Source organism: Aeoliella sp. (assembly GCF_965227375.1).
GTDB lineage: Bacteria > Planctomycetota > Planctomycetia > Pirellulales > Lacipirellulaceae > Aeoliella.
This window is the reverse complement of sequence record NZ_CBDDFX010000002.1, coordinates 3,573,506-3,596,305: the sequence shown is the minus strand read 5'-3', so window position 1 is coordinate 3,596,305 and position 22,800 is coordinate 3,573,506. Positions and strand designations below refer to the sequence as shown.

At 57.3% G+C, this 22,800-nt stretch carries 18 protein-coding genes; 9 read left to right on the top strand and 9 right to left on the bottom strand.

The window, feature by feature from the left end; translation table 11 throughout:
- Positions 1-247: 247 nt before the first annotated feature.
- Positions 248-2,086 carry a hypothetical protein gene (locus tag ACQK2L_RS27165; protein WP_425400189.1) on the top strand — a complete coding sequence of 613 codons (1,839 nt, stop codon included), beginning with the start codon at positions 248-250 and terminating at the stop codon, positions 2,084-2,086.
- A gap of 273 nt (positions 2,087-2,359) precedes the next feature.
- The gene (locus tag ACQK2L_RS27160) at positions 2,360-2,614 is read left to right on the top strand and encodes a hypothetical protein (protein ID WP_425400188.1); all 255 of its coding nucleotides are present in this window, start codon (positions 2,360-2,362) and stop codon (positions 2,612-2,614) included.
- Positions 2,615-3,146: 532 nt separating this feature from the next.
- On the opposite strand, the gene ACQK2L_RS27155 is transcribed toward ACQK2L_RS27160, so the two are convergent.
- The 5 genes from ACQK2L_RS27155 to ACQK2L_RS27135 all read right to left on the bottom strand — a co-directional run bounded on the left by ACQK2L_RS27155 (position 3,147) and on the right by ACQK2L_RS27135 (position 8,489).
- Positions 3,147-4,094 (bottom strand): bestrophin family protein, encoded by a 948-nt coding sequence (locus ACQK2L_RS27155; protein ID WP_425400187.1) that lies wholly within the window; start codon positions 4,092-4,094, stop codon positions 3,147-3,149.
- Between the two features lie 86 nt (positions 4,095-4,180).
- A complete protein-coding gene (locus tag ACQK2L_RS27150) occupies positions 4,181-4,687 on the bottom strand; it encodes an MgtC/SapB family protein (protein WP_425400186.1) in 507 nt (168 codons plus the stop codon).
- Positions 4,688-4,704: 17 nt separating this feature from the next.
- Positions 4,705-6,258, bottom strand: coding sequence for a cation:proton antiporter (locus ACQK2L_RS27145; protein ID WP_425400185.1), 1,554 nt, complete (start codon positions 6,256-6,258; stop codon positions 4,705-4,707).
- Complete coding sequence (locus tag ACQK2L_RS27140) at positions 6,255-7,895, bottom strand: PP2C family protein-serine/threonine phosphatase (protein WP_425400184.1); 1,641 nt, start codon at positions 7,893-7,895, stop codon at positions 6,255-6,257. Before ACQK2L_RS27140 ends, ACQK2L_RS27145 begins: the two co-directional genes overlap by 4 nt.
- Before the next feature lie 12 nt (positions 7,896-7,907).
- On the bottom strand, positions 7,908-8,489 hold the full coding sequence (locus ACQK2L_RS27135; protein ID WP_425400183.1) for a carbon storage regulator: 582 nt from the start codon (positions 8,487-8,489) through the stop codon (positions 7,908-7,910).
- Between the two features lie 1,277 nt (positions 8,490-9,766).
- Here ACQK2L_RS27135 and ACQK2L_RS27130 point away from each other — a divergent pair.
- Positions 9,767-10,312, top strand: a complete 546-nt coding sequence (locus ACQK2L_RS27130; protein ID WP_425400182.1) for a hypothetical protein — start codon at positions 9,767-9,769, stop codon at positions 10,310-10,312.
- A gap of 431 nt (positions 10,313-10,743) precedes the next feature.
- On the top strand, positions 10,744-10,875 hold the full coding sequence (locus ACQK2L_RS27125) for a hypothetical protein (RefSeq protein WP_425400181.1): 132 nt from the start codon (positions 10,744-10,746) through the stop codon (positions 10,873-10,875).
- Positions 10,876-11,203: 328 nt separating this feature from the next.
- Here the strand turns inward: ACQK2L_RS27125 and ACQK2L_RS27120 are convergent, their stop codons facing one another.
- From ACQK2L_RS27120 to ACQK2L_RS27105, 4 genes are all read right to left on the bottom strand, one after another.
- Complete coding sequence (locus tag ACQK2L_RS27120) at positions 11,204-11,416, bottom strand: hypothetical protein (protein ID WP_425400180.1); 213 nt, start codon at positions 11,414-11,416, stop codon at positions 11,204-11,206.
- Positions 11,416-13,872 (bottom strand): heavy metal translocating P-type ATPase, encoded by a 2,457-nt coding sequence (locus tag ACQK2L_RS27115; RefSeq protein WP_425400179.1) that lies wholly within the window; start codon positions 13,870-13,872, stop codon positions 11,416-11,418. The genes ACQK2L_RS27120 and ACQK2L_RS27115 overlap by 1 nt, the downstream gene beginning before the upstream one ends.
- Positions 13,873-13,998: 126 nt before the next feature.
- Positions 13,999-16,287 (bottom strand): SulP family inorganic anion transporter, encoded by a 2,289-nt coding sequence (locus ACQK2L_RS27110; RefSeq protein WP_425400178.1) that lies wholly within the window; start codon positions 16,285-16,287, stop codon positions 13,999-14,001.
- Positions 16,288-17,268: 981 nt separating this feature from the next.
- The gene (locus tag ACQK2L_RS27105) at positions 17,269-17,595 is read right to left on the bottom strand and encodes a YnfA family protein (RefSeq protein WP_425400177.1); all 327 of its coding nucleotides are present in this window, start codon (positions 17,593-17,595) and stop codon (positions 17,269-17,271) included.
- Positions 17,596-17,844: 249 nt separating this feature from the next.
- Between ACQK2L_RS27105 and ACQK2L_RS27100 the strand changes: the two genes are divergently transcribed.
- From ACQK2L_RS27100 to ACQK2L_RS27080, 5 genes are all read left to right on the top strand, one after another.
- On the top strand, positions 17,845-18,969 hold the full coding sequence (locus ACQK2L_RS27100) for a tyrosine-type recombinase/integrase (protein ID WP_425400176.1): 1,125 nt from the start codon (positions 17,845-17,847) through the stop codon (positions 18,967-18,969).
- 158 nt (positions 18,970-19,127) lie between these two features.
- On the top strand, positions 19,128-19,376 hold the full coding sequence (locus ACQK2L_RS27095) for a DUF1580 domain-containing protein (protein ID WP_425400175.1): 249 nt from the start codon (positions 19,128-19,130) through the stop codon (positions 19,374-19,376).
- A 291-nt stretch (positions 19,377-19,667) separates the two neighbouring features.
- Positions 19,668-21,062 (top strand): ParB N-terminal domain-containing protein, encoded by a 1,395-nt coding sequence (locus tag ACQK2L_RS27090; protein WP_425400174.1) that lies wholly within the window; start codon positions 19,668-19,670, stop codon positions 21,060-21,062.
- Positions 21,059-22,396 (top strand): DnaB-like helicase C-terminal domain-containing protein, encoded by a 1,338-nt coding sequence (locus tag ACQK2L_RS27085; protein WP_425400173.1) that lies wholly within the window; start codon positions 21,059-21,061, stop codon positions 22,394-22,396. The genes ACQK2L_RS27090 and ACQK2L_RS27085 overlap by 4 nt, the downstream gene beginning before the upstream one ends.
- Positions 22,393-22,767: a hypothetical protein gene (locus tag ACQK2L_RS27080; RefSeq protein WP_425400172.1), complete on the top strand. Its 375-nt coding sequence runs from the start codon at positions 22,393-22,395 to the stop codon at positions 22,765-22,767. The genes ACQK2L_RS27085 and ACQK2L_RS27080 overlap by 4 nt, the downstream gene beginning before the upstream one ends.
- Positions 22,768-22,800: the final 33 nt, after the last annotated feature.

The window sequence follows — 22,800 nt, the reverse complement described above, 5'->3', positions numbered from 1 at the left end:
GCACTCACTCTACGTTTGCGGCGACTCGGAAACCGCAATATCACCCACGCGCGACCACGATGTGACTGCAATACAAGCGTAGATCGCGCCAGTTTTGCGCATCACATCGTTTTTCTGTGGATTTGACACGGAGGACAGTTGGGCTGTTGATATTCCATCCTTCGTTGCTTTCGCTCCGCCTGCTTTACCCGCCATTAACTATTTGCTGCCACAATCGTTGACAGAAGTTAACGATTCGTGAGTCTTTGTGACCGACCGCCCTGAACCACGCTCTCTTTCAGTTTCTGCATCGCTTGACCCTCAGCTACTTAATCAAGCCGCCGAGTTCATGGAGGGAGTTCGCCAGATACAGCGCGACAGTGGCCGCTCTTTGACAGGTAAAACGCATCTTTCCGACAATACACATCTCGCATCACACGCCACGCACTCAGCAAGCACGCTTCTTGCCGAGTTACAACGCAATCCAGACCCAGTAGTGTCTCACGAAGTCCTGTCTACCACTTTCGAGCGATTTGAGGAGATGTGTCGCCGTCGCAAAGTTCAGTTGCCGGCTGGGTTACGACCGGCAATCTACCGATTGTTGGCGGTCGAACTCGTCATTAACAGTGACATCCTCGCGATTGAGCCAGAGAAAATCGCTTCTGCGACTCTCTACAACGGCACCCTCGACAGAATTCCTCAAGAGTTCCCTGAGTTCTCAGATTTTCCAGGCATCGTGAGAGCAGCCGCCACAGGATATCCGACTGACCCTGCCGGATTTCTTGAGTTTGCTCGTGAAGCAATTGCTCGTCTGTCTGCAGATGAGCAGTTTGCGGACTTTCGCGATACACCTGGAATGTTCCGTCAGGCTGTGCGTCTAAACCCAAAGGACCCTGAAGGAGCATTGATCCGATTCCGTGAGCAAGTGAGTCAACTGGCCAGCGACGACAGGTTTGTTGAATTTCGTGACACGCCGCACATATTTCGTGAGGCGGCATCACGTAATCCTGCCGACCCTGCACAATTCCTCGTTCGTGTGCAAGGCACTGTTGCCCAACTTGCTGCCGACGAACGGTTTACACAGTTCCGAAGCTCGCCGCATATCTTTCAAGATGCAGCCATTCGCTCTCCGAATGACCCGGAGGGCTATTTGAATCGTGTTCTCGCCGCGGTAACCCGACTTGCCCGCGATGAACGATTCTCTGAGTTTCGCGGTTCTCCCTCCATTTTCCAACGTGCCGCAGCGAAAAATCCGAATGATCCAGAAGGATTTCTCCTTCAAGTACAGGAAACGATTGCCTGTCTGTCAGCCGACGAGAGATTTGCCGATTTCCGCGATACACCAGGAGTTATTCGCCATGCCGCATCGCACCACCCTACTGATCCCGAAGGGTATTTGACGCGCGTTCAAGAGACAGTCGCGCGGTTGATGTCAGATGAGCGATTCGCCGACTTCCGCGAAACGCCCGGTGTAATTCGATACGTTGCGGTCAACTACCCAAATGATCCAGATACAACCCTGGAGCGAGTACGGGAAGCAAGTGCCCGCTTGGCAGCAGATGAACAATTCGCAGACTTCAGAGATACTCCGGGTATATTCAGGCAGGCAGCCGTACAATCGCCGAATGACCCTGAGATGTTTATGACCCGCGTGCGAGAAACAATGGCTCGTCTATCAGAAGACGAACGATTTGCAGAATTCCGAGATACTCCCTACATCCTCAGAAAAGCAGTGCTCACTTGTCCGAGTGACCCAGCACAGTTTCTGATTGACGCTCAAGAGAGCATCGCCCGCTTAGCTGTGGACAAAAGGTTCACAGCATTCTGCAACACGCCAGGTGTTTTTCGCAAGGCGGTCGTCAGTCATCCGAGCAATACTGAAGAGTATCTCGTCCACGCTCAAGAAACTATCGCTCGTTTGTCCGCCGACGAGCGTTTTGCAGAATTCCGCAATACGCCAAGCGTGTTTCGTGAAGCAGCACTGGACCATTCTGACTCGGATGATTATTTAATACGCCTTCGGCAGCGTCGAAGCCTAATTGGTAGGCATACGCAAAGCATTTCTTCCACGTCCGACCATGACGATCTCGACGGTCCGAAACGCTGATCCATTATCCGCATCTTGAGGTTTCTCCCAACAGATTCCTCGGTGTTAGCCAATCGAGTTCCTTCAATTCGACAACACCGCACCCCCGGCCTGCTTCAGGGCACGCGTAAAGCCGCTGCCGGTCCGCTCAAGCTGCCAAGGCCGTTTTCCTGAAGGAAGCCTTCGGCCTTTCGCTTGCCCGGTGCGCTAATCGCACCGGAACGAGGCGGCTTTTTTGCGATGCCATCAGGCCGCGATGGTCGCGGCCTTCAAACTCGAAGAAAGGAAACCATCATGTCAAAACCAGCACACAAAATCCGCATCGGAGTTCTCCAAGTCACAATCTGGAAGAACCAAAGCGACAAAGGCACCTGGTACAGCGTCATTCCCAGCCGCAGCTACAAGCAGGATGATGCCTGGAAAGAAACCGACAGCTTCGGCTTCGACGACTTGCTCGCTGTGGCCAAGCTGCTCGACCAGGCCCACACCTGGATCATGCGTCAGCAACAGGCTGATGCCAAAAGCCGCAAGGAATCCGCAGCGGCGTAATTCAGACTCCAGCGGGCGGCTCACCGTCCGCTGGCTTCCAATCATCAACGAGTTCCAAGCGTCGGCTCAAACCGGCGCTTGGCTGCTGCTTTTCCCAACCATCAGTCCCTTCTCGTAGACCGCCAATCCGGCGTGTCTTCCGTTCTCCCCATCCTGCCTCAATCCAAATCTTGCTGCCCCGCTCCGCGCTCGAATGACGAATCGCGTCCTGACCAAGGCTGGAAGCGGTCTTGAGGGCGCGGTGCAGCACAAAAGATGACAGGCGTCTTCCCTATGCACAGCATAGGCTGGATTTCCCCGGGAAATCCGCTGTTTTCCACGGGAAAACGCCTGTTTCGGCTTGCCACCCGATTGTATTGATTCTACCACTGCGCCTCTGGGTATGTCCCGAAGCACCATGGATCTAGTCGGCTGTGTAGTGTGCAATAGCTCTATCCACGACATGTGCAAGTCAGCGCACTGCTTCATGATGCGCATTTCTCATTCTCTTGGTCCACCTCACATGCAGCAAAAGCGTGTCGCTATGAATAACTCAATGTAGCAGGTGGTTCTGCGGCTGAAGCGCCGGTGGGACTTGATTCGAGTCAATGTCTTCTAGTTGAATAAGGTTGATCTCAATTGTCCTCGTGATGGCGTGTATCGGAAGGTGGTTGTCATCCAGGCCGAATGGCTGTTCGATCTCATCTCCCACAGCATCGAGTCCCAGAAATGCATACGCAATAAAGCCGACAACCAGTGGTGTCAGGATGCCAACGGTGTCATGCAGCCCACAGGGTAACGCGAGGCAGTACAGCATCGTGGTGCGGTGAGTAAGAACGCTGTAGGTGTATGGAATGGGAGTCGATTTGATTCGCTCACATGCGCCCTGAACTGCAATCATTTCCGTCAGATTGTTGTAAAGCAGTGGCACGTGAAATGTCTTGAGCCAGCCGCGTCGCTCCGCCACAGCAATCTTCTCTGCAATAAGGCGACCAATTGCAACTGGAACATTGGCATGCCGCAGCACCGCCTCGACAGAAGCACTATCTTCCATGTACTCGTACAACTCCGCTTCGGGAGTGCTGTCCCGCAACTTGTGTCGCAAGGCATTGACGTAGGCAAGAGTCAACCGAATCAAGCTGCGGCGTAATTGCATTAACTCATCAATATTGGCCACTTCTTCCGCGCTGATCAAGGTGTGAACCTGAATCGCAAAAGTCCGCGTTGTGTTGACCATGTTACCCCATAACTTGCGCCCTTCCCAGTAGCGATCGTATGCGGCGTTGTTGCGAAACCCAAGAAAAATCGCCAGTGCGAGTCCCACGACAGTAAATGGAGCTGTTGTCAGTGAATACTTGTGGGCGCCAGCGACGCTTGAGAAATAAGTCACCACGCCTGCGAAGGCAGTTACAATTAGCACCCTCGGCCACACTTTGCCCATTGTCGTTCCATGGACCGCGAAGATCATTCGTAGCCAGCTAGTCTTCTTTGTTACAATCATGTTTCCACTACCGCTCCGATGTGGCTTGGTGACGTCCCGAACTGAAGTTGATAGCACAGGTCACCAGTAATTCACAAATGAACTATTCAGGAATCCTCTGTCGTCTGTTGGTTGTGCGGCTTCGCTGTGACCTTAACGTCACTACTGGCCGAAGTCGCCTCTTCGGAATTTCTAGAAAGGGCTTTCCAGCCGGGGATATGGTGGGCAGCAAGGACTCCGAAGATGATCAGTGCCGCAAGGGCCGCTAGCAGGTACATTCCAAACCCGATCGCTGTCCCAACCGCAGCGGTTGCCCCAATCGTGGCGGCCGTGGTCAGCCCCACAGCACGACCACGGTCCCGCAGGATGATGCCCGCGCCTAGAAATCCCACTCCTGTCACAATATTTGCGGCCAACCGAGACGGCTCGGCGCCAGGAATATGCGATGAGATTAGCGCAAAGACGCATGAACCGAGAGCCACGGAGGCATACGTTCGAATGCCCGCCTCCCGGCCATGCCACTCGCGTTCCCAGCCGACAAAACCGCCCAAGAACGCCGCAACGACCACCCGCACGGCGTACATCGCTTCTAATTGCCAATCTACGATGGGCACAACGCGGTCCTCTCATTTCATATCTTATCTTCCGCTCCTGAAGTGCGAAACAACGACCACTTCAAGGAGATCGGCGTGATCAACGTCGTGACGACGACCATCGCGACCAGGGCGGAAAAGACCGACCCGCTGACGACTCCCAAGCCCTTGCCAATGCTGGCGAAGATTAGCCCCACCTCGCCGCGGGGAATCATGCCCTGGCCAATCGTCCAGCGGTCCGTGCCGCGTCCCGCTGGTAGACCGCATACGAGTTTGCCGATAATGGCCACGGCGCTGAACGCCAATGCCAGCCACAAGGTCGTCGGATCGAGGAACGATTGCAGGTTGACCTGCATTCCCATCAGTACGAAGAAGACCGGCGCGAAAATCCGCTCCAGTGGTGCGATCAGATTGGCCATTGTAGCCGTCGCGGATACGTTCTTGAAATGCTCTTCACTCAAGATCAAGCCGGCGGCGAACGCGCCCACGATCGGGGCTAATTCGATGGCGCTGGCCGCCCACGCCAACAAGAACGCCAGGGCCAAGGGAAACAACAGTTTGACATGGTGTTTTTCAAAAACCGCGACGAGCGGCACCAGCCAGCGGACGAGGTTTCCACCGAACAAAATCACCGAACCGAGAAACAGGACCGACAGCAAGGAGATGCGACCGATTTCCAGGGCGTCAATTTGCCCTGTTGAGGCGATCCCGACGACCACCGCCAGGATGATCAGCCCCAGCACGTCGTCGATGACCGCCGCGCCGAGAATGACTTTGGCCTCGCGTGTTTGCAGCTTACCCAGGTCGCGGAACACGCGGGCCGTGATGCCGACACTGGTCGCGCACAGCGTGGCGGCCAGAAAAATGTGCACTGTCGCCCCGGCGTCCGGCAACAGCCACATTCCGACCAGCAGTCCCAGGAAGAATGGAGCCACCACGCCGGTGACGGCCACCAGCAGCGCCCGCCAACCGACTGCCAGCATCTCATCGATTTCCGACTCCAAGCCGACCATGAACAGCAGCAGGATCACCCCCAGTTCGGAGAACAGCCACAAGGCGAAAGTCATGGCGACGTAGCGCGGTCCTTCCGGGCCGGTCATCATCTCCACCAACCGGCGGGCGCTGCCGCCCTCGGCCAACGCAGACGCCGAGAATATCTCGCTCGCTGCTTCCGTCACGGAGCGGCCGGTGAGCCACACTTCGCTGAACAGCGGCATCGCCTCACCCAGATGCATCACCATGACAAACAAGGGGATGCCCAGCCAAAAGCCGATGTTGCCGATAACGACGCCGATCAGCAGTTCGCCCAGTACGGCCGATTGTTTGAGTGATTCGGCCAGCCAGCGTCCCAGCATTGCCACGCCGATGATGACGGCCAACTCCAACAGGATGGGCGAAAACGGCAATTCGTTCGCCGATTCGTCATGCTCGGAATCGCCCGCTGCCGCAGCCGGTTCCACTTTCTGCGTCGCGCCGCTCCCTTGGTCGGCCCACGCCGACTGCTGCGTTTGCATTCCCGCACGGATGCCAACGACAGTCAGCGACGCGATGGCCAACAGCAGCAACGACAGGCGTCTATTTTGAAGCATCATTTGATTTGTACATCGCCATTTGACATCTGGTCGGGATAGTCATTTGATTCGCTTGACCGCATGAGAGTGTGCGGTTGCAGACACGTTTCCGTGCTGGCATCTTGCTCACTCTCTCGGGCAACAACTTCGTCGGACGGCTCCCCACCATTCACTTCCAAGAGCAATATCGTTACGTCGTCGGCTCCTTTCCCGCCGGTCCGATGTCCCAGCAGCTTTGTTCGGATCGCCGTCACGGTTTTCCGGGGCGACTGCTTGTCGCCGTTGAGCAGCACGTTGAGCAGCCGCTCCCGGCCGAATAGTTCGCCGCCGGGAGCACTGGTTTCGGCAACGCCATCGGTCGTCAAGAGCAACCGCTCTCCGGGCACGAGGAAGATCACCTCGCTTTGCCAATTGTCAGTCGGATCGACGCCCAGGGGCAATCCGGTAGCGGGCAACTTACGCAGGTCACCGCTCGGTGACAGCAGGAGGCCCGGCTCGTGTCCGGCACTGGCGTAATCCAGCCGGCCCCCTTGGGGGTTCCAACGGGCTAGAAACATCGTAATGAACTCGTCGCACAGTAAAGCGGGAAGCCGCTCGTTCATGAATTGTAAAATCTTTGACGGTTCGCGATGCTGCTCCGCCGCGTGTAACACGAGAGCCTTGAGCATCGCCGAGCCCATGGCCGCTGAGATGCCGTGTCCGGCAACATCCGCCACGCAAATCAGCCAAGTGTCGTCGGACAGTCGGAGAAAATCATAGTAATCCCCGGCCACCTCATCGGCGGGTTGGTACAAGTGAGCGATGCGAAGCCCCGGAACCTCCACCCCGTTGGGCAACAGATGCTCCTGAATTCGCCGTGCCCGATCCATTTGCACTCGCCGGTTGCGCTCGTCGTCGGCCAGTATCTTGGACATTTGCTCGACTGCGTTCGACAGGTCATTCATTTCGCGGCAGTGAAAATCATTGGCATTCACCTCATAATCGCCATTCGCGATACGCATAACGGCGTTCGACAGACGTTTCACAGGACGCGTCATAATTCGCCAGAGCACCACGTTCACGATTGCTGCTGCGACAACTGCCAGCCCCGCGAGCCATGCCAAATGCAAGAGAATCTCTCGCCGAATCGAGCGGCGAATGTTCGTGGTGTACTCCGAAACTTGCACTTCCACGCCGTCGCCCGAAAACGTGCCCACGACCAATGATTCGTCATTGACCGCAGCGCGATGGTCAGATGAAACGGAAGCCTCTTGCATAGCACGGATGATTTCCGGCGATGCGGCGTGATGTGCATCGGCTTGCAGCACGTGATGATTCCAGCGTACGACTATGTGGTGGCCTGGCGATCGCGACTCCTGCATGCGAGTACACACCGAATTGATGTATTTCTGGGCGGACTCTCGCCCACCTTTCTGACCGAGGGCGATTAGCCCTTCGTAGATTGTCATCGCTTCCTCTTCCAGCGCCGCGTGCTTCGCCACAATCGCGTCTTCCATCTCGCGCTGATAATCCAATGGCAACAACAGCGCCAGCGCCGCCAATAGCGGCAGATTGACGGCCCAAATCAGGAGCGTGCCAATCGAACGCCGTTTCGGCTGTCGTTCCACACCATCTTGACTGATATCGTTCATCGCGAAAATCCGATCAATTCGTTTCACCACCGGAAGAGATCACCGTCGCCCATCGCCGCCGTTGATTGGAAACGCCAGTAGTTCGCGAATGCGTTTCGCCAGTTGGCTCGGCGTGAGGGGTTTCGCGGCGTAATCACTCACGCGGAACGAATGAACGGCCGGCAGTCCTTGCTCTCCGAACTGGTCATATGTCACGATGACCGGGATTTCGGGAACATCGATTTGCTCTACCATCAAGGCCAGGACGCCTTCCGCTCGGCCCCACAACAACCCTACATCCAAGACGACCAGATGCGGCCTCTGCTCGCGGAGGCGCGCGATGCATTCAACCCCGTTACCGGCTGTGGTCACTTCAAAGCCCAGCAGCGATAGGTGAGCCGCATAGCACCTGGCAAGTGAGATGTCGGCGTCCGCTAACAGCACGCGAACACCTTCCATCCTCAGCTCGGGTTGCGGCTGCGGATTAGTTCGCGCCGACACTTCTTCCCGAAACACCGGAATCTCCGGCGGTGCGGAAGCAGCCAGACGCACGCGCCGGCCTTCGATACTCTGGACCGCCAGCGAGACGTTGAGTGAAGGAACCACGATAGCTTCAGCGATCTTGCGGGTAACGACTAACATGCAAGAGCCTCCTTTTCTGGCACTCTTGTTGTGCCATGGAAAGATGATTGGACATTTGAGAAGGGGAAACGCTGCAAGCCACTTGTCGAGCGCAAGGCATCGGACAAGAGAAAAGCGACGCTGACGGCAACCCAGCCTTATGTGCAGCCGTAAAACGTTCAATTCACGGGTGCAAAAAGCCAGCGCGACAGATTACAGCGTCAACCGCGAGAAGAGCACACAGCGCTCAAGCGCCGTTGCGGGTAGCGGAGCGGGAAGAGAGGAAGCATCTGCCGGAAGATTGAGCCACGGCAATTCGGGCCCATCCGACCTAGCGACGATCAGATCGCCTTGTCCCGACCGCTGCCCAGACGATTGAAGGGACGGCACAAATGTCGCTGATCGATGGCACTCACATGTCGGGCTGTGGCACGGGATACTGTGTTCGGCACCCTGACAACACTGAGTCGCATTGGTGGAATGGCAGCAAGTTCCGAACGCCGATACCAACGGCGAAGCGAACAGCAACAATAAAGTCACTGTCAAAGTCAATCCACGTTGGAATCTGATTGCGTCGTTTCCCACCATTGTGTCATCTTCCAAAACTGCCGTAGACGCGTCAAGACCAAGCGAGCCGGGGTGCCCGTACTCCCGTACTTGACGACAGGTCGTTGCACTATTTAGAATTGACAAGAGGAGGATTTCTCATGCGTATCCTGCTCTCCATTTTGATTGCTTTCATCGGCGTGCATTCTTGCCAATCGCAAGGCGTTTGCAAGGGTTGCTTTGATCACCATGCGGCAACGGGGAACCATAAATCGGTATGCTCCGTGTATGCTGTAGAAACTGTCTCTTCGAGTGGCCACGATCCCTGCAACTGCGAATGTCATCGGTTTTCAGACCGAAGAGGCGTAGCGATTGAGAATGCTGGCCGGGTTCCGCTGAGAGACCGACCGGATTCTCGGTCAGGTGCCTTGGCAGCTTCTCTGCTTCGAGCGAATCAGGAATACAACGAGACTCAAATTGGACTCTGGACGTCGAAAACGCGCGGCCGTCCGATCTCTCGTTTGAACGCCCAACTCTGTACTTGGCTGGTTTAGTCCGCCGGATGGCTGCGTTCGCTTGGCTACGGGGCCAACAGTTGAACATGAGAGCCGTTTCTTGGGCGATATCCTTGCAGCCCGGCCTTCTGGATCGCTCAACCTCTCGTGTTCCGGCCTGCCAAGCAGGTTCGTTCGTCAATTTGCGCGACTCTTCGGTTTACGGAAACACAACCAGCTCTTAAGCGAGAAGAATCCATGTTCAAACACCAAGCGCCTTTGAAGAAACTTACCCTTTGTCTGCTCGCAATTGTGGTGATCACATCAACTGTCATTGAGTCCGAGGCGAGAGGACGCCGTGGGAGGTCGCGGCGGCGGTCCAGTTACTCGTCCCGCATTAGAAGGTACATTCAGGCCCGCCAGAAGGCGTACCGCAACGCCGTTCAGAACTACCAGAAACTGATGCAGCAACGCCAGAAGGCGCTGGCCCAACAACAGGCTCGGCGCAACGCGCTGCGCCGAGCGGCCGACCAGAAGCGCAGGCAACTCGAAGAGGAAAAACGGCAGAAACGCCGCGAATCCCGGAAGAATGACGCTTCAAGAACCAAGAAACTCTCAGAAAGTCCGTCGACAGAGAAGGCACATCCCAAATTGCTTCTCAAAACCTACGATGCGAACAAAGACGGGAAGCTGAGTCGACAGGAAGTCGCACGCAGCCCGTTGGCGAAGCGGTTCGACAATCTCGACAGAAACCGTGACGGCCAACTGACCCTCGACGAGGTTCACCCCGCTGCCCGGCCATGACAAACAATCCAATTCCCCACAGGAATGACGTGCAATGACGAAAAAAGGACGGTGCTCTATCTCTTTCTGCGGGACATCCTAAAGTGTTGGAACGGCCTTGAAGGCCTCCCCCCTGCAATCCGATTCTTACCACGAATGAGGAGGACGAACGATGTTCAAGATTCACGCAACAGTGGCGGTTCTCGCCGCGGGATTGGTTGTCGCAGTCCCGGAATCTTCCGCCCAGGCTCAGTGCCGTTCCTACCGCGGAGGGTATTCGACCGGATATTACGGGGGATACCCCCAGCACACTCCCACGTACTCGTATTATGCCCCCTCACACGGGTATGGGAATTTCACATCCCCGTATTACGGCGGGTACTACTCGCGCGGTTTGGGCCTTGGGTACGGGTACTATGGCAGCCACTATGGCAGCCACTATGGCGGGCAACATGTCATCCGACGTCATGGCGGCGGTCATCACGGTGGCGGTCATCACGGTGGCGGTCATCACGGTGGCGGTCATCACGGCGGCGGTCATCACGGCGGCGGTCATTGACTGGAGTTTCGTTATTCTCAATTGACGCGATTGAATAATCGTCGCAGTCCTTTTCAACTCGGTCAATACAATGCCGCACAGGCGATCTATTTTTACCGCTTCGCTCTGAATTCTGAATGCGGAGGGCAAAGTAGACGAGGACAACGTCTGCGAACACTGCGAAGTTCTTGCAGGATATCCACCAGCACAATGCCCGTGGCCCAGTGTGGCGCGCGATTGATCGCTTTCTGTGACGACCGCAGCCACTCGATAATAACTGCGTCGCCAAAGTTCCCGGCACAGAGCAACACTAGGCCGCCGAGCTTCCGAAGGAATTCACCGCTCAAATAAAAATAGCATCGAAGATTTGATGGTCACATTTGTTTCCAGGCTTCGGTCTCTCGACGCCAAGGACAGGCGACGAATCCCGAATAGGCGGGTACGAGCAAGATCAAAGTCTCCACCCATAGATTACTGTCTTTCATCAAGGTGGTGAGAAAGTACCACAGAAAGAAGTACCGGATCATTGCTTCGACGATGCCAAACATGATGTTCTTCAACTCCAAAACTGTCGTGCTGCCTTTCATCACGAGTGTTTGTAGGCCAACAGCCGCAGCGCGTTGAATACCACAAGCAGTGTCGACCCTTCATGGAACAGGACCGCCGCGCCCATCTGCAAACCGAGAACGGTGGCCGGAACCAGAAATAGAACCATACCCAGGCTGACCCAGAGGTTCTGGCGAATAATACGGCTTGTCTGGCGGCTCAGACCCACGGCGAACGGCAGGTGATTCAAATCGTCCGCCATCAGTGCCACATCGGCGGTTTCGAGCGCCACGTCGGAACCGGCCGCGCCCATCGCGATGCCGACAGTGGCATTGGCCATTGCGGGTGCGTCGTTGACGCCGTCGCCGACCATCGCCACCTCTTCCTGGCGGCGCAATTTCTTAATTGCCTCAACCTTGTCATCGGGCATCAAATCACCCCAGGCTTCGTCAATGCCGACTTCTTTCGCAACTGCATCTGCGACCTGCTGGTTGTCGCCTGAGATCATGATCATCCGCCGCACGCCGAGTTCGCGCAACCTTGCCACCGTTCTCTTGGCCGCCTCGCGGGGCGTATCCATCAGCCCTAATACGCCAAGATACTTTTCACCGTACCGGACGATCATTGTCGTCCGACCGTCGGCTTCCAGGGATTCGACTTGCCTCCGCAGCGCATCGGGGATCGCCGGTCCATCGACTTCGCTGAACAAGTCATCCTTGCCGATATACACCGCCTGACCGTCGATGTTGGCTTTGACACCGCGACCGGTGATGCTTTGCAAATCGCGTGCTTCGGGCGCGGAGTTCCCGCCCAGGCGCTCACGCCCACCACGCACCACGGCGGCGGCCAGAGGATGATCGCTCAGTTCCTCCACCGCCACGGCCACCCGCAGCAACTCGTCCTCAGCCACGCCGTCGCAACTGACAACGTCAGTTAGACGAGGCTTCCCTTCCGTCAACGTGCCGGTTTTGTCGAAGGCAACCGCGCCCAGCGTGCCGAGGTTTTCCAGTGGACCACCGCCTTTGACCAGAACGCCGCCGCGAGCCGCCCGGGCCACCCCGCTGAGGACGGCGCTCGGAGTCGAAATGGCCAGCGCGCAGGGGCTCGCCGCCACCAGCACCGCCATCGCCCGGTAGAATGACGCGCTGAATGACTCGTCGATCACAATCCAGGCAAACAGCAGAAGCACGTCAAAGGCCAGCACTGCCGGAACGAAGTACCGCTCAAACTTATCGGTGAACCGCTGCGTCGGTGACTTTTGCGTCTCCGCTTCGTTGACCATTTTCACGACACGAGCCAGCGTACTCTCGGTCGAGAGTTTCGTGACCTGAATCTGCAATGCCCCGCTTTCGTTAATCGTGCCGGCAAAGACACGGTGCCGCGCATCGAGTCGGTCGGGATTCTCCGCAGCCTCTTCTGCATCATCCACCGGGCGCTTGTCGACCGGCACGCTTTCGCCAGTAATCGGAGCCTGATTGACGCTGCTTTCGCCCATGATCACAAACCCGTCGGCGGGGATTCGTTCGTTTGGCTTGACGATCACCACATCGCCGACGTGGAGCTCTTCCACCGAGATTTCCTCGGAGCCGCCGTTACGGCGGACGAGTGCCGATTGCGGGGCAAGGTCGGCGAGAGCCTCGATTGCCCGCTTGGCTCGGCCCATCGCATAGTGCTCCAATGAGTGACCGAAGCTGAACAGGAACAGTAGGAGAGCGCCTTCGGCCCACTCACCCAGCGATGCGGCGCCGATCGCTGCCACAAGCATCAAGAAGTCGATCTCGAAACGGCCGGTACGGATGTTCTCGATCGCTTCGCGAAGAGTGAAGAAACCGCCGAAGAAGTATGCGCCCAGATACAGACTCCACGGCACCCACGGAGTCACGTTGGTCAGCGATGCCAGCAGCCAACCGGTGAGCAGCAGACCTCCACAGAGCAGGGAAAAGCCGAGTTCCGCTTTTTCGCCGAACAGGCCACCATGTTCATGGTCGTGTTCTTTCACGGCAGGCTGGTCTGCCTCGTCGGACGGTTCGGCCAGCGGAGGCTGTTCCACCTTTTCAGCGGTGTGAATACCGATTTTCTCCACCGCCATTCGGATGGTTGCCTCGTCGGTGATTTCACGATCGAACTCGATCCGCAGCACTCCAGCCGGAGAGATTGCGGCTTCCAACACGCCAGCGATTTGTTGCGCGCGCGACTCGGCCGTGCGGGCCTGGCGGACGTGCATCGATCTTGATTTGAGCAGCAAATGGCCGTACCGCTGATCGAGTTCGGCTCCGGCCTGTTTAGCCAAGGAGTGTACGTCTGTGAAGTAAAATCGATTGGGGTCAAAGTGAATGCAAATTTGGCCCAATTCTGTTCCCTTCTCTTCCACAGGATGTGCGGCGTCAATTCCTTCTTTCGCCGTCAGCAAATCGGTCAGACGCTGAACGCAGGCATCACGAGCACTTGGCAAGGTGGGCAAAATCAGGTCAATGTCAATTTGCGTTTTCTTGGACATCGTGCTCTCCGTCTCGTTTCATCATTGGTGCTACGTTGATGGCGACCCTGACTGTTCGCAACCGCCATAGGAGTCATCCTGTCGCGACGAATACGACCACGAATGTCGAACGCCAGCAAGTGAAAACTACGCTGCCCGTGACCACTCCCGGCTGCCGCCTGCATCGGCGGCGTCCTGACCAATTTTACAGGAATGCTGTGGGCGCGGTCGTGCGTTGTGGAACCTCGCATGCAGTGTATCCCAATCCAGCACGAGAGCGCCGCCCGTCGCTTCGTGCTGCTTTTCCCAATCCATCAAGTGTTGGAGGCAGGCGTGGTCAATGAAGCTCAAGCCTTTCAAGTCGATGTGTAGGACCGTGCCCGACGGCACCGCTTCCAATGCCGCCGCCAACTTCGGCAGGCGGATGAAGGTCGCCGAGCCTTCCAGAACCAGCGTTCTCTGGTCGCCTGTCGTGTCGCCGCGATGGATTATAGAAAGCCTGGAAAACGTATAAATTAACTTCGCTATTGAGATCCCGATCCCAATCAATACGCCAGTGAGCAAGTCTAAGGAAACAACAGCACCAGCGGTGACGACACAGATGATTCCCTCGCTCCGGCTTTCTTCCCACAGCGCTCGAATCGCACGAATTCCAAGCAGTTTGACACCCGTCAACACAAGTATTGCGGCCAGAGCGGACGTAGGCAACATTCGGAGCACTTCGGGAAACAAGAGAGCAAATACCAGCAGCCATGCTCCGTGAAACACTGCTGACCAGCGGGTTCGAGCACCTGCATCGACATTGGCCGAACTGCGAACAATCACTCCTGCCATCGGCAATGCGCCCATTAGACCGCAGACAGCGTTACCTACTCCCTGAGCCGCTAACTCGCGGTCATAGCGGGTCCGAGGACCCTGATGCATACGGTCGACGGCGGCGGCGGTCAAAAGGGTTTGTGCACTCGTGACGAAGGCGACCATCAATGCAACCTTCCAAACCGATGGACTCGTGAGATGGCCCGGGAGCGAACCAAAATCGGCCCATTTCACTGCCGCCCCCAGGCTGTCAAACTCGACCCGCTCAATGGGCAGCGTCAGGAAGGCAGAAACAGCGGTCACGAAAACCATCGCCACAATGACAGCCGGTACCGCCCTGAGTTTGTCCGGGACGATTCTCTTCCAGAATACCAAAATGAGCAGCGTGGCGGCACCAACGAGGGCAGCGGGAAGGTGCCCTGGATGTCCATCGTGGCCGACGAAAACATGCGTCACGGCCCGTGGAATGTTTACAAAGTTGACCAGCGGATTTCGGGCGGGAGCGTCGTCCAACGCAACATGGAACTGTTGGGAGAAGATGACGGCCCCGATCCCAGCCAGCATGCCAAGGATGACAGCGGGCGACACGGCCCGAAACCACTGGCCTAGCCGCAGCAGGCCAGCGGCAACTTGAATCAACCCCGCGAGAAGCACGACGACTCCTAACATCCCGATACCCTGTTTCTCGACTATGTCGAGCAGGATCACGATGAGCCCCGCCGCCGGCCCGCTCACCTGCAATGGGCTGCCGCCAATCAACCCCACCAGAATTCCGCCGATGATACCGGTGATCAGGCCGACTTCCGCTGGAACACCGCAAGCCTTTGCAATGGCCAAGCACAGCGGCAGTGCAACCATAAAGACCACCAAAGAAGACGGAATGTCGCTCTTGAGCGCCTCGAACCATTTAGGGTGCTCAGCGACTCGCGAAGCCTTCTGCGATCCCACGTCTTCGGGCGGCCGTGAACTCGAATCAGAATCAGACCGGGCAGCATGGATGACCGGCATCTCCGCTAACGGCGCGAAGGCTTCGCTTGCTTGATCGTAGGCAAGCACGTCTCCTGTCTCGAATCGCAAGACCCAGGCGTGCAGACGAAGGGTGCCGGCAGACAAAGCAGCAGCGACCGCTGGGTGTTTCGCCAGGTTTTCGACTTGCAAGAGTACGTTTCGCTCGACCGCCTTGTCCCACAAGGCGTCTCCTTCGATACCGGGGTGTTCCCTCCGGATCGTCTCGCTTGTCTCAGCGGCTCGGGCCAGCCACTCATTCGTCTTGCTTAGATTGACCGCCTCTTCCGGATGCAGAATTGCCCGTACCGCACCGCAATGATAGTGTCCGCAAACAATGATGTCAGTCACACCAAGCGCGGAAACGGCGTATTCAATCGTAGCCGCTTCACCGCTCGGACCATCACACGGAGGAACCAAATTTCCCGCGTTGCGTGAAACGAATAAGTCACCAGGATCAGCCTGCATCAGCGTCTCGGGGAGGACGCGCGAATCCGAGCAGGTAATCAGCAACGCCTGGGGCTTCTGACCTTGGACACTCCGCTCGAACTGTTCACGTCTTTCCCACATCACGTGATTCTGGAAATGTTTCAACCCTTCAATCAGTTTCCGCATGGGAACCTCCTGTTCGACTGCCCAACTTGAAAAACCTGGGAATTCGCCGCATGTGACGTGGTCATGCGGTCTGATCCAATCCCTCACGCCAGCAACCGATCCGCAATGCGCGCAAATGGGCGCATCCTGCTCGTGATCGCGGGGGGACAAAACCACCGTTAGCTGAAGATGGTTCGCTAAAAGATGAGGAGGTCACGACGGCCCAATGTGGCGGTGACCATCACCCACACAAAGCCTCAACAGCGCATGAGGCAAATGACGTGAAGGCGATCCCGTGGCGACAGAAACTCGCCGTCTACCCTGGCAAAAGAACCCAGGTTCGTACTGAGCGAGGCGATGTTCGACCAACGCAGCGACGCTCTGTCGGCTGAGTCGCTGCGAAATCTGCCCGCAGCTTGACGAGTTTGCCGAGTGCGAGACGATGGCAATGCCTTAGTCTCACCGCGCGACTGGCAGGGACATCGTGAACCGCCGGGGCACTCTCCTCCCATTGGCACGTCGCCGGGGGATATCGGAAGTCTCGGGCAGCATGGCGAAGCTGGAGCTTCGCGGGGCGTTCCTTCTGAATCCGACGACGAAAGCGATGACGCGAACTGATGCGCGGAACACGGGCGGACGACCGTCTCAACCGGCCCCAAGAGAATCAGGTAGATTATTAACCCGATCCGCACCATGTGTCTCACCACTCCGATTCAAATGAACGCAATTTTACCGTCCCCTGCGACAACTGCCGTACCTTACGGATTTATCGGTTCGGCGGATAGAGGAACTTGAGGCGCATGTCACGCATCTCCGTGTTTTCGGAACCTCTCCGCCTGGGCAATCAGCGCTCCTTACGCATCAACCGCCATGTCAAGTTCACTTCCCCCGGCATTGTCGAAACGCTGCGCAGTCGAAACGCTTCGCAGAAGATGGGCCAACGAATCCCGTCTAACTCGCCGATTTCGGCGAAGGTTGGCGGAACTTTGAACTTTCCACCGATTATTGAGGTCGTGGACCGAAAAGGATGACCAGCGACCCAATAATACAAATCGACGCTCCTAGAAAATCCCATCGGTCTGGTCGGGCCTTCTCAACTGCCCACAGCCAGAAAAGAGACGACACGATGTAGACGCCGCCATAGGCCGCGTAAGTTCGTCCCGCGTGGCTCGAATCGATTTTCGTCAGGGCATAGGCGAACAGAGCGAGCGAGAACATGCCCGGCACGGTCCACCAAGCGCTCTTGGCGAGCCGAAGCCACGCCCAAAATGCAAAGCAACCGCCGATCTCGGCAAAAGCTGCCAGAAAATACCAAGCAAACGTTTTCATGGAGAGAACTTACCACGTTTGTCCAAGTTCTTCCACGGCTCCTTTCACGAGCATCCGCCGCCGCAGCCCGGCTTCCCAGCCCCGGATGCCGGCCAGAAAAAGTTCAATAGCCGTCTTGTCGCCCCGACTTGACTTAAGTTCTTTGCCGATAAGCCCTTCGAGGCGACCCTCCAATGGTTGGAGGTGCGGCCGACAAAACACAAAGGTAGCCATTGGCTACCTTTAACAAGTTTTGGAGGTACCGCACCGATGCCAAAAACTCTATCTCGGCCCCCCAAGTATTGCTGCCAGAAGCAGACCGGACGCCCCGATCGTGCCTACGTGAAGGTCGACGGCAAACGCATCATGCTTGGCAACTATGGCTCCCCTGAGAGCTACGAAAAGTACGCTGAGGCCATCTCTGGCAACACGTCCAAGGATGTTAACGAAGAAGCCCAGCCAGCTCCTGCAATCCCCACGGTGGCCATGCTGATGGCCGACTACCTGGAGTTCGCCATCGACAAGTACGGGGGCGAGAAAGCCTCTGAAGTCGTCCACCTGAAGGGTGCGCTCCGCATCCTGAAGGACTACTTCAGTGATACCCTCGCCCGCGATTTTACCGGCAAAACCCTGCGACGAGTGCAGCGTCTGATGGTGGCGGAGGGTTGGACCCGCGGCTACGTCAACGACCAATGCCAGCGCATCAAACGCATGACTCGTTGGGGTGTTGTGGAGGAGATCGTACCCGCAAGCACGCAGACATCCCTGGAAGCGGTGGAAGGCTTGGAGCCGGGTGAGTTCGGCGTAAAGGACAACGAGGAGAAGCGGCCCGTTCCGCAGGAGTTGATTGACGGCACGGTGGCTGAACTACCCGAAACTGCTGCCGATATGGTGCAGATTCAGATCCTCACCGGCATGCGGACAGGTGAGCTTGTCCAACTGTCCAACAAGCACATCGACCGCACTGGAGAGGTCTGGTTGTTCTCACCTCCACGCCACAAGACGAAGAAGAAGGGCAAGACGAGATGCATTGCCATCGGCCCGCAGGCGCAGGCCATTCTGTCGAAGTATCTCTTCGCTGAACCATGCTTCAACTACACCGTTGCAGGGTATCGGCGCGCAATTGCCCGCGCATGCGTGCGAGCGTTCCCACACCCTGAATTATCGCAGAAAGAGAAGCTCACCAAGGCTGAAGAACGCCACCTTCGAGAGTGGAGGAAGGAGCACCACTGGCATCCCCATCGGCTCAGGCACAATGCCGGAACGGCCATCAGAGACGCTCTGGGAATCGAGCACGCACAGTCGGCGCTTGGACACTCGAAAGCAGACATGACCGAGGTCTACGCGCGAGTGAATATCGAGCGCGCCATCGAAGCCGCGAGGCAGATTGGATGAGTACGATTTGCCCGCCTTGGTAGGTTTTGTTATACTGGGGGTTAGTTGAGCGGCTTTGGCGCGAGGAACAAAAAAGCCGCTCAGCATATCGAGAAGGGAATGGAGGCTACCCACGCGGCCTTTGTGCGTGGATTGGCTACTTTCTCGGTTTTCTACAAATGGCTTCATATCTATCTGTCGCGGATGCCGCTAAGCGGTTTCCGGGATCGCCCCACGTCAATTCTGTTCGACGTTGGATGCAAGTTGGCTGTCGCGGCGTGAAACTGCGCTCGATTCGCTTTGGTGGCAAACGTCTTACCACTACCCAATGGTGTGACGAGTTCGACCAAGCTGTGCGCCAGGCCGACTCCGCCGTCACTTCTGAGCATCACCAAGCGCAGGCCAAGCTGGCTGCGATGGGTGTCTGAATTCCCGTAACCGCTCCCAGCGGGTGCATGAAAAATGCTCCCGCCCGACTGGCATCGGTACGGGAGCAAAACATGGAAGGTCCGGATTGTGGATACCCATTCTACTCCACTTCGCCCCCAGCGGGCAAACTCGCGAAGCTATCGGCAACTGTGCGATATGCTCGGCGCTATCAACTTCGCTTATCTCGAAGCGGAACATGCAGGCCAACCACAGGCTGGCCCACTCTTTCGGCTCTGGGCCGACACTTTGGGGGAGAAGTGGGCCGCTGACTTCGACCGGAGGGCAGCCGCATGACCGAGACGCCCTACCGTACCACCCGCAAGCGGGTTGCTTCCTTGGAGCCGTCGCCCGAGAACGAACTGCTGTATCACCCGGTCGACCCTGATGATCCTGAGATAGTGGAATTGGCCAAGTCCATCAAGCGAGAAGGGCTTCATAACCACCTGATCGTCACAAAGGACAACTACATCGTTAGTGGCCACCGGCGGTATGCTGCCCTGGTCCGAATCGGGCAAGTGATGGTCACCTGCAAGGTCATGGACCGGCGCCGCGCTGACATGACGCAGGATGAATTCGTCGCACTACTCCGCGACCACAATCGACAGCGACACAAATCGGCTGCCGAACAGATTCGCGAGACGTTGGTCGACATCGATCCTGGCGAAGCGTGCGAGTTGCTCTGGGATCGCCGCAAGCTCGAGGCAGAGCCGACAGACGACTCCCTGGCAATCGCCATCGAGGGCAAATCGAAACGCCATTGCATCTCCGACCAGAAAAGCGATCACGTCAAACACATACTGAAGGTGGTGAACACGGACCGGCGAAAGTACTGGCCACTGAGCAACCGAACGGTCCACTATGCCCTGCTGAACCACGAGTTTCAGCGGAACACGAAACAGGCGTTAGCCTACAGGAATGACCGTCAGTCCTATGCCGCCACGTGCGACCTACTAGTCCGGCTTCGGCTGTCTGGCGTGATTCCATGGAACGCTATCGACGATGGCACACGACCCGCCAAGACCTTCAACGCATTCCACGATGTTCGGCAGTTTATCCAGCAAGAGTTGAACCGCTTGTTCGATGGCTACTGGCGGGACTTGCTCCAATCTCAGCCGAACTACATCGAGGTGCTGGTGGAGAAGAACACCGTCTTCAGCATGGCCTGCGAGGTGACGCGCGAGTTCCAGATTCCGACGTCCAGTGGGCGCGGGTTCAACAGCATCGATGCGCTGCACGACATCCATCGTCGGTTTCTCAGTAGCGGCAAGGATCGGCTGATCCTGGTTGTGCTATCCGACTTCGACCCTGAAGGCGAAATGATCCCTCACTCTGCCGGTCGAATCTTGCGAGACGACTTCGGCCTGTTTGGTGAACAACTCACGGTCATCAAAGCCGGAGTGACGCGTGAGCAGATCGAACGATACGACTTGCCGCCGCAAAACTTCGCGAAGGAAACATCCAGCAACCACCAGTGGTTCGTCGACCGCAACGGTGGTGACGATACGGTCTGGGAACTGGAAGCCCTGGAACCGGAGGATATGTTGTCCGACCTGCGGGACGCCATTATGGGCGTGCTGGACATCGACTTATTCAACGCCGAAGTCGAGCGTGAGAACGAAGAGGCGGTTCACCTGGAAGCCGCCCGTCGGACCGCAGCGGAAGCCCTCAAAGGAATGGGGGTATGACGATGTACAACGGAGCCCAAACTAGTTCAAGGTCTGACTGTACAGCCGACATCCAACGCCCCCGCGACCCTGAGGCCGAGAAGTGGACCATCGCCTCCATGCTGATCGATGGCGCCACGGCGCCCGAGGTGTTTGCGACAGTCCAGCCCGACGACTTCGACGACGAACTGGGGCAGGCGGCCGCATGGGCCTGCCATGACGCCCTGCAGGCTGGTGAGCCCATCGACGCCAACCTGGTGTTGCGGCGGATGCGGAATACGGGTTCTGACATTGGGGAGCTCGCTGGCGAGTACATCGCCGAGTTGCTCCAGGAGTTTCCAACCGCTGCCCACGCCCGCCACTACGCCAGCAAGGTGGCCGAAGCTGCTCGCAAGCGTCAATTGCTCGACATGGCGCTCCGCGTGGTGCACGACATCAACCACGGCCATGAATCGAGCGACATTGTTCCGAGGGTGTTCTCCGACGCCTCGGCTGTGGTCGATCAATATAGCTTCAATGGCGACCCTTGGCGGGCGTGGGAAAAGTCCCTGGCCGACACTGATCGATTGACCTACTGGGAACCAGGTGGCAACAACAGCCAGTTGAACCGGCTCAACATCGGACCAGAGCAGTTAGTCCTGGTTGGTGCTGCGCCTGGGATGGGCAAAACCGCCCTCGCCCTGCAGTTGATTCTCAACATCCTCATGCAGTACCCCGACACCATAGCGATGGTTGGCAACTGCGAGATGCCCACCGGTGTGATGCTCGACCGCATGTTGGCCTACCTTGCCCACGTCCCCTACGGCGTGATCCGCGACCGCCGGTATCGTGGTGAGAATCTCGACAAGGTGTTGGCCGCCTCGAAGCTCCTGCTGTCCCTCAAGCCGCGCCTGCACTTCATGGGGCCGCCGTTCACGATGGCCCGTCTGAAGGCCCTGTCGGCCAGCGTGGGGGCCTCCGTCGTGCTGTGCGACTACATCCAGAGATTCCGTCCGACCACCGAAGCAAGCGACCAGCGGCAACGGGTGAGCGACGTAATGAGCGATTGCCGTGAGATCGCCATGCAGGGCCCGGCACTGATTGCCGTCAGCGCCATGAGCAGGCAGGGCCAATTCCGGGAATCGAGCGAATGCGAGTACGCCTGCGATACGGGATTCGTCCTGCTGGACGCCGAACACCAAGACCCAACCGTCGACGGCCGACAGTTGGTTGCCAAGTGCATCAAGAACCGTCATGGCGCGATGGCAGACATCGAGTTGACCTTCGATGGCCGGTTCCAGGAACACACCGCCCCACCTGAGGTTGCCGAGTGGGACGATTTCGCTGAGTACGGCACGGAGGCGGCCCTTGCATGACAAATCGCATCAACGCGGACACGGACGAACTGCGGCGACAAGTCATCAACCGGCGGGCACCGTCGCGGAATGGCAAGCCCAAGCCCAAGAGCAAGGGCAACCGATTCGCCAGCATCAATTGGTTCATCGACACCCAAATGGCAACGCTAACGAGTTCGGAACGCTCGGCGTGGTTCGTGCTTTGGCGAGCCGAGCGCAATGGCGTCGCGAGCGTATCTCACCAGGAAATTGCAACGAAGTGCGGAGTATCAAGACGGCAAGCCATTACCGCCGTTAATGGACTCATCGACAAGGAGCTAATCCGCAGGATCGAGAAGGGAAATCCACAAACCAGCACGGCAAACAAGTACACGCTATCAGCCCCTACCTAGTGAAGCCCACTTCACTACCCCTAGTGAAATTAA